Raw genomic sequence first — 2896 nt, 5'->3', positions numbered from 1 at the left:
GGCCCCCTCTTCGGAAAAATCACTTTTGATCCCGGCCGGACTCAGCCTGACACTACCGCTGTTGGTCGCCTCAAAAAGGATGTCTTCAAAACTTACCTGATTGGCCCTGAATCCGGTTGTGTTGATATTTGCAAGATTATCTCCAATTGTTCCCAATTTTTCCTCCAGGGCGAAAAGACTGCTCATACCGGTATATAAGGAGCTTGATATCGACATAATTTTACTCCCTTTCATTTCTGTTCCGACTGAAAGTCAGTCGAAAGGTGCTTGGACGAATTAGTTTCACCGTTCTGCGTTCCGGGTTCTGCGTTCTAGGTTCTGCGTTCCGGGTTCTGCGTTCTGGGTTAACCCCTGAACCTCTGAACCTTTCAACCTCTGAACCCTGAACCTCTGAACCTTGTTAGGGTGTTTCACTCAGTCTGACCTCTGTGACGTACTGCGGGTTAACCAGTTGATCCCCGACCACCAGGTAAGGGATACCGCTCTGATAGGCAACGGCGGTCACTTTTCCTGATAAGCCGGAATCTACCACGACCGGGAAGCCCTGATTATCAACCGCCTGGACGTTAAAGGTATAATCGCCGTCCGCGACCGGATAGCCATTATTGTCTTTACCGTCGAAATAGAAGTTATATTCTCCGGGGTCCTGGTCCTGTTTGTAGATTGTTCTAATTTCCGATCCTTGGCTGTCAAATATGTTTATAATTACATCCGCCGGCGCGGCTAATGTATATGAACCTTGCGAACTTTTGCCATCGTACACGGTAATGTTGTTTTCAGCCGATTTGACCTCTTTTCCAATATAATCGAGGAGGTTCTCAGGGATCCGTTCGTTCTTGACTTCCTTGATTACCTCGAGCTTGTCATTGATACTAAATAACTGCTCCAGGCTGGAGAACTGCGCCAACTGGGCCGTAAAATCCGACGATGACATGGGGTTAAGGGGATCCTGATGCTGGAGTTGGGCAACCAGCAGTCTCAGGAAAGCATCCCGTCCCAATTCCTTTTCGCGTGATGTCTCCACAGCGGTATTAACGGATTGATTACTAGTCGGTAAGAGTTGATTTATATACATTGCGCTACTCCTTTTCCTCTTTCAAAGGTCTCTCCTTATGCCACTATATTTAATAAACGGTCGCCTAAGGCCCTGTTACGGAGCCCTGCTACCGAATCGTCCATCATGATTTCTTCGGCCAACGGCCCCCGCTCTTGCTCCTTTATAAATCTTTGCCTCTCCTTTAAACCCTCTTCCGAATTAGCTAAAAAATGGCTGGAGTCATGACCGACCTGAACATCCAGCCCTTCGATCTTTACCCCCTGCTCTGTCAGGGCATTTCTCAGTTCGTGGACGCTGGAAAGTAGAAGTTCCTTTACCGCGCTGTTCTCGACTATCATACCGAGCCTTAAAACATTGTCTTTAATATCCATCTCGATCTTCAATGTTCCCAGCTCCGGCGGTTTCAGCCGCAACCTGATGACCCGGTCACCTCTAAGAAGAGCCCTGGACAGCTGCCGGCCGACCTGATCAACCAGATAAGTCGGCAAGAAATCCTGAAAAGGCTTCTGGTGCTGCCCGGTGCTGCGTACCGCTTCCGTAATGACAGCCGCGGCCATTTGCGGGCTGATGTTGTTTGCGATTGTTTGCGATTGTATATTGAAACTTTCGGTATTAATACCAGGTTTTGAGCCCCGGCCGCCTTTAAATTCGGAAACCGGATCCACGGCTCGGTCCGCATTAGCATGTTTTAGGTCCGGGGGTCTGCTGTCGGCATTCAACTTGCCTTTTTCATCTGCAAAAGCTGGAAACTTCTCGTCTGCTCCCGGCCGGCCGGCCGGCTTGAACGCTGATAAACGCTGCTCTTTTTCAACTGATTTAGCACCTTTTTTTGTCTGGGCCCGGGAATTAAAATCAGTTAATTCAGGATTGAAAACAAGCGGCTTAGAGACTGTGATTTGGGTTTTTTCACCGGGCACTACCACCTTTGCCAATATCTGCTCCATGGTAGTTTGCATCTCAGGCGGCAGCTTATGCCGTCCATCCGAGCCGCCTGCCATCTGCTCCAGCGATGCTATGAAATTTTTGAGTGTAATCGAGCCGCTCTTGGCTTTGGCAGGCATGTGAATACCCAGCATCTTCAATTTGTCCGCCAGCTGCTGATCTATCTTTACAGCGGCGGCATCCGGTGCTTCTTTGTTTATATGCTTGCTGATCTGTTTCAATTTTGCGACAAATTTACCCGGATCCAGACGCCCGCCTGCAACCCTGGCGGCACTATAGACCCGTTCCAGTGCTTGGGGCGTAAGTCCAAAATCCCTCAGGATCAATTCAAGGTGGGGAACGGCCGCCTGTTCCAGGAAGCGGCCTTGTTCTTTTTTGTTTTGGGGACCGGCAAGCTCCGTTGCCTCTTGAAAAAAACGGGCAAGATTAATTTGCCCCCCGGGGCTCTTCTCCGCCAGTTCCTTTAAAAATTGGTCCACTTTCTCCTTCGAAAAACCGCACTGCCGCAGAAACTTATTAATTAAAGCAAGATCTTCGTTCTTTAAAGCGACCTTATTTAATGGTTTTCCCTGGGCCAAAAGTGTTTTGCGCAACGATTCAAGATAGGTATGATAGCGGTTTTTGTTTATGGGCGCTCCGGCTCCCCAAGGCGTCTTGGCCCTGAGGGAAGACTTTGGGGGGGCCGTGTTTAAGGATTTCAAAATGCCGGCAAAAAGATCACGACTGCCGTGGGCTGATTTTAAGCCCTGGCCGTGAGCAGTGTTTAAGGATTTCAAAATGCCGGCAAAAAGATCACCACGGCCGTGGGCTGATTTTAAGCCCTGGCCGTGATTTGCTGTTTTTTGATTTGCTACCGAAGAAATTAGTTTCAAGATCATCGCGTTCATGATTTTTCTT

At 48.9% G+C, this 2896-nt stretch carries 3 protein-coding genes; all 3 read right to left on the bottom strand.

What is annotated here, in order from left to right:
• Positions 1-216: flagellar basal body protein (locus tag V3S16_RS09810; RefSeq protein ID WP_413884507.1), on the bottom strand; the 216-nt coding region annotated here is incomplete at its 3' end.
• A 184-nt stretch (positions 217-400) separates the two neighbouring features.
• Positions 401-1075, bottom strand: coding sequence for a flagellar hook assembly protein FlgD (locus V3S16_RS09805; RefSeq protein WP_413884506.1), 675 nt, complete (start codon positions 1073-1075; stop codon positions 401-403).
• A 35-nt stretch (positions 1076-1110) separates the two neighbouring features.
• Positions 1111-2896 (bottom strand): flagellar hook-length control protein FliK (locus V3S16_RS09800; protein WP_413884505.1); only part of this gene is annotated, 1786 nt, incomplete at its 5' end.

The sequence above is a fragment of the Candidatus Desulfatibia sp. genome (genome assembly GCF_036446775.1).
GTDB lineage: Bacteria > Desulfobacterota > Desulfobacteria > Desulfobacterales > UBA11574 > Desulfatibia_A.
Note: the sequence above shows the minus strand (reverse complement) of the source record. Positions and strands in the feature narration are given on the sequence as shown.

Coding starts and splice junctions, on each gene's coding strand:
- V3S16_RS09805 (WP_413884506.1), bottom strand. CDS start 1,075: ATGTATATAAATCAACTCTTACCGACTAGTAATCAATCCGTTAATACC.